The 6,264-nt window shown below is 65.0% G+C and carries 4 protein-coding genes; 1 reads left to right on the forward strand and 3 read right to left on the reverse strand.

The window, feature by feature from the left end; all coding sequences use genetic code 11:
• Positions 1-2: 2 nt before the first annotated feature.
• The 3 genes from ahcY to CO669_RS29800 all read right to left on the reverse strand — a co-directional run bounded on the left by ahcY (position 3) and on the right by CO669_RS29800 (position 4,163).
• Positions 3-1,424, reverse strand: a complete 1,422-nt coding sequence (ahcY, locus tag CO669_RS29790; RefSeq protein WP_097664728.1) for an adenosylhomocysteinase — start codon at positions 1,422-1,424, stop codon at positions 3-5.
• A gap of 124 nt (positions 1,425-1,548) precedes the next feature.
• Positions 1,549-2,745, reverse strand: a complete 1,197-nt coding sequence (gene metK / locus CO669_RS29795) for a methionine adenosyltransferase (protein ID WP_097664730.1) — start codon at positions 2,743-2,745, stop codon at positions 1,549-1,551.
• 62 nt (positions 2,746-2,807) lie between these two features.
• On the reverse strand, positions 2,808-4,163 hold the full coding sequence (locus CO669_RS29800) for a hypothetical protein (RefSeq protein ID WP_097664750.1): 1,356 nt from the start codon (positions 4,161-4,163) through the stop codon (positions 2,808-2,810).
• Positions 4,164-4,336: 173 nt separating this feature from the next.
• On the opposite strand from CO669_RS29800, the gene CO669_RS29805 reads away from it, so the two are divergent.
• Positions 4,337-6,055, forward strand: coding sequence for a caspase family protein (locus tag CO669_RS29805; RefSeq protein WP_097664757.1), 1,719 nt, complete (start codon positions 4,337-4,339; stop codon positions 6,053-6,055).
• Positions 6,056-6,264: the final 209 nt, after the last annotated feature.

Here is a 6,264-nt window from a genome sequence, read left to right on the forward strand (position 1 = left end):
GATCAGTAGCGGTAATGGTCCGACTTGTACGGGCCTTCCTGCTTGACGCCGATGTAGTCGGCCTGGTCCTTGCGGAGCTCGGTCAGCTTCACGCCGATCTTGGCGAGGTGCAGGCGGGCGACCTTCTCGTCGAGGGTCTTCGGCAGCACGTAGACTTCCTTCTTGTACTTGCCGTCCTTGTTGTTGGCGAACAGCTCGATCTGCGCCAGCGTCTGGTTGGTGAAGGACGCCGACATCACGAAGGACGGATGGCCCATCGCGTTGCCGAGGTTCACGAGGCGGCCTTCCGACAGCATGATGATGCGGTGCTTGTCGGGGAATTCGATCTCGTCGACCTGCGGCTTGATGTTGGTCCACTTCAGGTTACGCAGCGAGGCGATCTGGATCTCGTTGTCGAAGTGACCGATGTTGCAGACGATGGCGCGATCCTTCATCGCGCGCATGTGCTCGATGGTGATGATGTCCTTGTTGCCGGTGGCGGTGACGAAGATGTCGGCGCGGGGCGCGGCGTCTTCCATGGTCACGACCTCGTAGCCTTCCATCGCGGCCTGCAGCGCGCAGATCGGATCGACCTCCGACACCATGACACGGCAGCCGGCCTGGCGCAGCGAGGCGGCAGAGCCCTTGCCGACGTCGCCGAAGCCGGCGACCATCGCGACCTTGCCCGACAGCATGACGTCGGTGCCGCGGCGGATGCCGTCGACCAGCGATTCACGGCAGCCATAGAGGTTGTCGAACTTCGACTTGGTGACGCTGTCGTTGACGTTGATGGCCGGCCACAGCAGCGTGCCCGCCTTCTGCATGTCGTAGAGACGATGCACGCCCGTGGTGGTCTCTTCGGACACGCCCTTGATGCTCTCGGCGATCGCGGCGAAGTAGCCCTTCGGCTTCTCCTTGAGCTGCTTCTTCAGGAGCGCGAAGAAGATTTCCTCCTCTTCGGAGCCCGGCTTGTCGAGGAAGGCGGTATCGCCCTTCTCGGCGCGCAGGCCGAGATGAACGTACATGGTGGCATCGCCGCCGTCGTCGAGGATCATGTTCGGGTGACCGCCGCCGTGCCAGTCGAACAGCTTGGCGGTGTAGTCCCAATATTCGGTCAGGCTCTCACCCTTGACGGCGAAGACCGGAATGCCGGCGGCCGCGATCGCGGCAGCAGCGTGATCCTGGGTCGAATAGATGTTGCAGGAGACCCAGCGGATGTCGGCGCCGAGCGCGGCCAGCGTCTCGATCAGCACGCCGGTCTGGATCGTCATGTGCAGCGAGCCTGCGATGCGCGCGCCCTTCAGCGGCTGCTTCGGGCCGTACTCCTCGCGGGTGGCCATCAGGCCGGGCATCTCGGTCTCGGCGAGCGAGAGCTCCTTGCGGCCGAAATCGGCGAGCGAAATGTCCTTGACGATGTAATCGGTGAAGCCGGGCTTCGCGTTCATGGGAGGTTCCTGTTTGTTTGGCTCGTCATTCCGGATCCGCTCGTGAAACGAGCGAACCCGGAATCCAGCAGTTCGAGATTCCGGGGACGCCGTGCTTGCGGCACCCCAGAACGACGCAAGTGACTTAGAGCGCGCGCTTGAGCTGCTCGACGAGATCGGTCTTCTCCCAGGAGAAGCCGCCCTCGTTGTCGGGCGTGCGGCCGAAATGGCCGTAGGCCGAGGTGCGCGCGTAGATCGGACGGTTGAGGTCGAGATGGGTACGGATGCCGCGGGGCGTCAGATCCATTGCCTGCGCGGCCGCCTTCTCGAGCTGCTCCTCCGGAACCTTACCGGTGCCGTGGGTGTCGATGTAGATCGACAGCGGACGCGCCACGCCGATGGCGTAGGCGAGCTGCAGCGTGCAACGGTCGGCAAGACCGGCGGCAACGATGTTCTTGGCGACATAGCGCGCAGCATAGGCCGCCGAACGGTCGACCTTGGTCGGATCCTTGCCGGAGAATGCGCCGCCGCCATGCGGGGCCGCACCACCATAGGTGTCGACGATGATCTTGCGGCCGGTCAGGCCGGAGTCGCCGTCGGGACCGCCGATGAAGAACTTGCCGGTCGGGTTGATGTGCCAGATCGTCTTCGGGGTGATCCAGTCCTTCGGCAGCGCCTCGCGCACATAGGGCTCGACGATGTCGCGGATCTGCTTGGACGAGATGTCCTCGACCAGGTGCTGGTGCGAGACCACGATCTCGCGCACGCCGACCGGCTTGCCGTTCTCGTACTGCACGGTGACCTGGCTCTTGGAGTCCGGACCGAGCACCTTCTCCTTGCCGGAGTGGCGGGCTTCGGAGATCAGGCGCAGGATCTTGTGAGCGTAGAAGATCGGCGCCGGCATCAGATCGGGCGTCTCGTTGGTGGCGTAACCGAACATGATGCCCTGGTCGCCAGCGCCCTCTTCCTTGACCTCGCCCGGCTGCAGCGCGTCGACGCCCTGGGCGATGTCGGCCGACTGCGGATGCAGCAGGATCTCGATGTCGCAGGTCTTCCAGTGGAAGCCTTCCTGCTCGTAGCCGATGTCCTTGATTGCGCCGCGGACGACGCCTTCGATCTGCTCGTTGGTCACCGACTTCGGACCGCGGGTCTCGCCGGCGATCACCACCTTGTTGGTGGTCGCGAGCGTCTCGCAGGCGGCGCGGATCTGCCAGGGGTCAATGCCGGCCTTCGGCCCTTCGCGGTAGAACAGATCGACGATCTCGTCGGAAATCCGGTCGCACACCTTGTCCGGATGACCCTCGGACACGGACTCGCTGGTGAAGAGATAGGACGCGCGCATCAGTAACCCCTTGTTCCGCCACTAAGCCGGCGGGCGTTTGCGATATTTACCTGTGAATGAAGTCAATCACGCCGGCGCGAGATGACGTAGGATTCGTCGAGAAACCAGAGCCCATTGTACTTCCGCAGCACGTCCCTGGCGGCATCCAGAGTGCGGCCGTTTTGAGTCATTTCTGTCAACCGGTCGTCCTCAATCTGAGCGACATACACCGCCGCATTCCACGCTGCAAAGGCTGTCGAGGTTCCGATCGTCCCGGTGACCTCGTTGGGCAGCGCTTCCATATCATACCTGAAGATCGAGCGGTTATCCGCATAAGCATTAAAGTTTAAGTCGCGGCCCAACGATCCGAGTTCATACTTAACGGCGCGCAATAGCTCATGACGGCTCACCGCGAAAGGATTTTCTCCAGGCCAGATCGCCTGGATCATTTCCATGCCGGGATCCTGGCCATGGGAGTGGATACCGATCAGCCGCCCGCCGGGCCGAAGCGCCCGCGCCAGGGGGGCGATGATCCGCTTGGCGCGAAAGTTGACCGAGGACAGGGCCCGGTAGGGCTGGGAGGCGATGACGAGGTCGAAATTGGCCTCGGTCTGGCCCGGCCGCGGAATGGTCGAATCCAGCAGGAACCTGTGATCCTCGCGGTAGAGCACGAGGACCACGGGCCGCTCATAGAGCGGCATGGCCGTGCGCGGGCTGATCGCGGCGCGCCAGTTCTGCTCCAGGAATGGCCGCAGCTCGGCGATCTGCTGCTCGAACTCGCCCGATGAGCCCCCTCGCAGCGGGACCTCGTGCCAGACGGTCGCAGCCGCCGCCGCAGGCGATGCCGGCGTGAGCCAGGGCGCCTCCGAATAAAACATGTTGGTGAAGACGAACACCGACGCCGGATGCTCGAAAATGCGGTCCGGCACCTTCTCCAGCGTCAGCCGCAGGTCCTCGAGGCTGAGCTCCTTGCCGGCGACGTAGAACGGCATGTGCGGGTAGCGCTGATGTGTCGCGCGCAGCACCCGCGCCAGCACCGTGCCGTCGCCGACGCCGGCGTCGAACATACGGAGAGCCGGCGGGCGCGGATGGATGGAGGAAAGCTCCAGCGCAACCCTGTCCGCGACCACCCGCTTTTCGCTGCAGGTGTGGACGAACAGCAGGTATTTCTGGCGGTTCTCGAAGAAACGAAAATTGCCGCGCGGGTCGCGCTTTTCGGGCGGCACCTGAAGCCCCCGCGGCGGCGGCACGCCGCCGGCCATCGAGGCCGCCATATAGGCCTGGATGCGCTCCAGCGTGTCGATGGTGATGCGCTTGCCCTCGCGCAGACGGTGCACCAGCTTCCCATCGTTCACCGCACGCCGGCCAAACGTCGATTCCGCCATGTCCGCCGTGCGGCAGAACTCGGTGATCTGGCTGAGGATTTCGTCGTTCTTCATGGGTGGGACGCGGTGGGCAGGAGAGTTGGGACCCACCTCGTAGCAAAATCTGCCCACTCAGGGAATAGCGATTCCGGCTGCGCCCCCCGCCGCTTGTGCCATGCGCCCTAATGAACCCCTGCGCCGCGCCGGGCAACAAACACGCGCTTCACTGTTCTGATGGGGTCACCGCCATGCGCCGCCTGCTCGTCGCGCTCAGCCTGCTCGCCGCAACCCTGTGGTCCGCGCCCGCGGCCGCCCAGGCGCGCAACCAGCTTGGGCCGCTCTGCACCACCGACACGACACCGGCCGACAAGATGATCGATGCCTGCAACAAGATCATCGCGTTGAAGGTGTTTCGCGGCGAGCAGCTCGCGACGATCCATTTCTGGCGCGCGGTGGGCTGGAACAAGAAGGGCGACTATTCGAAAGTCATTACGGACGCCACCGAGACGATCCGGCTGCAGCCGAGCCAGGCCGCCTACAATCTCAGAGGATCGGCCTATTACGACAAGGGCGACTACGAGATCGCGATCAGCGATTTCGACGACGCGCTGAAGCTCGGACCGCCCAGCGGCACCATCTTCCACAATCGCGGCAATGCCTGGCGCGGCAAGGGCGACTACGCCAAGGCGATCGCCGACTACGACATGTCGATCAAATCAGATCCGAAATCGGCATTCTCGTTCCAGAACCGCGGCATTGCCAAGGAAGCGCTCGGCGACCTCGACGGTGCGCTCGCCGACATCAACCAGGCGATCCGGCTCCATCCGACACTGCCGCAGCCCTTGATCAACCGCACCGCGATCTGGCGCGCCAAGGGCGATCTCGATCGCGCCATCGCCGACGGCAGCGAGGCGATCCGGCTCGCCAAGGACAAGCCGCCGGTCAACATCATGACGCCGCCGAACAGCGTCCTGATCTCCGCCTATACCCATCGCGCGCTGGCCTATGAGGCCAAGGGTGACTACGCGCACGCGCGCGACGATTACAAGGCGACGCTCGCGATCGTGGCGTCCGACGCCGGCAGCAAGGCCAATCAAGCCACCGCAAAGGTGCGTCTATCGCTCGTGACGGACGCCGCCGCGCCGATCCCGCGCGATGCGCCCTCACCCACAACGCAGCCGACGACCACGCCTGCTCCGCAGCGGACCGACGCGGCACCGGCGCCCTCGCCCGGTCCGGCCGCTCGCGGCGCACGCATGGCGCTGATCATCGGCAACGGCGCCTACGCGCATGTGAAGCCCCTGCCCAATCCGGCCAACGACGCGCGCGCCGTCGCCAAGAGCCTGCGTGACATCGGCTTCACCGTCTCCGAGGGCGTCGATCTCGACCGCGCCGCGATGCAGAAGATGACGCGCGACTTCCTGCGCGAGGCGGCCCGGGCGCAGGTGGCGGTGGTCTATTATGCCGGCCACGGCGTGCAAGTCGACGGCCGCAACTACCTCATTCCCGTCGACGTCGCGCTCAAGCCGGGCGCGGGCATGACGGAAGCGATGATCGACATGGACACGATCATGGCCGGCCTCGACGACCAGGTCCGCACCAACATCTTGATCTTCGATGCCTGCCGCAACAATCCGATGGCGCAGCAGGTCGCATCCGCCGTCAGCAGCCGCGGCATCGAGGGCGCTTCCGGTCTCGCCGCACCGACCAGCCTCGGCAGCGGCGCGACACTGGGCGCCGGCACGCTGATCGCCTTCGCCACCGCGCCGGGCCAGGTCGCGCTCGACGGCGAAGGCGCCAACTCGCCGTTCTCCGCCGCGCTCTCCCGCCATATCGGCACTCCCGGACTGGAAGTGCAGCAGATGCTGACGCGGGTGCGGGCGGAGGTGGTCTCGAGCACCAAGAACAAGCAGGTGCCGTGGTCGAACTCCTCGCTGCTGGGCGAGGTCTATCTGGCGGAGAAGTGAGGCCGGGCTTGCGCGCCGGTTTTGAACAACGCGCTGGTCGCCCGACATCCTCGGATGTCATCGCCCGGCTCGACCGGGCGCTCCAGTGTCCAGAGACAGCGAGAGGTGCGGAGAAGCCGCGGCGTACTGGATTCCCCGCTTTCGCGCAGGGCTGTCCGGGGAAGTCTATGCATAACAGAAGCTGATCTGGTCGGGAGAGCCTCTTTCGC

Origin of the sequence: Bradyrhizobium sp. Y36 (assembly GCF_002531575.1) — a bacterium.
In the GTDB taxonomy this organism is placed as follows: Bacteria; Pseudomonadota; Alphaproteobacteria; order Rhizobiales; family Xanthobacteraceae; genus Bradyrhizobium.

Coding starts and splice junctions, on each gene's coding strand:
- metK (WP_097664730.1), bottom strand. CDS start 2,745: ATGCGCGCGTCCTATCTCTTCACCAGCGAGTCCGTGTCCGAGGGTCAT.
- ahcY (WP_097664728.1), bottom strand. CDS start 1,424: ATGAACGCGAAGCCCGGCTTCACCGATTACATCGTCAAGGACATTTCG.
- CO669_RS29800 (WP_097664750.1), bottom strand. CDS start 4,163: ATGAAGAACGACGAAATCCTCAGCCAGATCACCGAGTTCTGCCGCACG.
- CO669_RS29805 (WP_097664757.1), top strand. CDS start 4,337: ATGCGCCGCCTGCTCGTCGCGCTCAGCCTGCTCGCCGCAACCCTGTGG.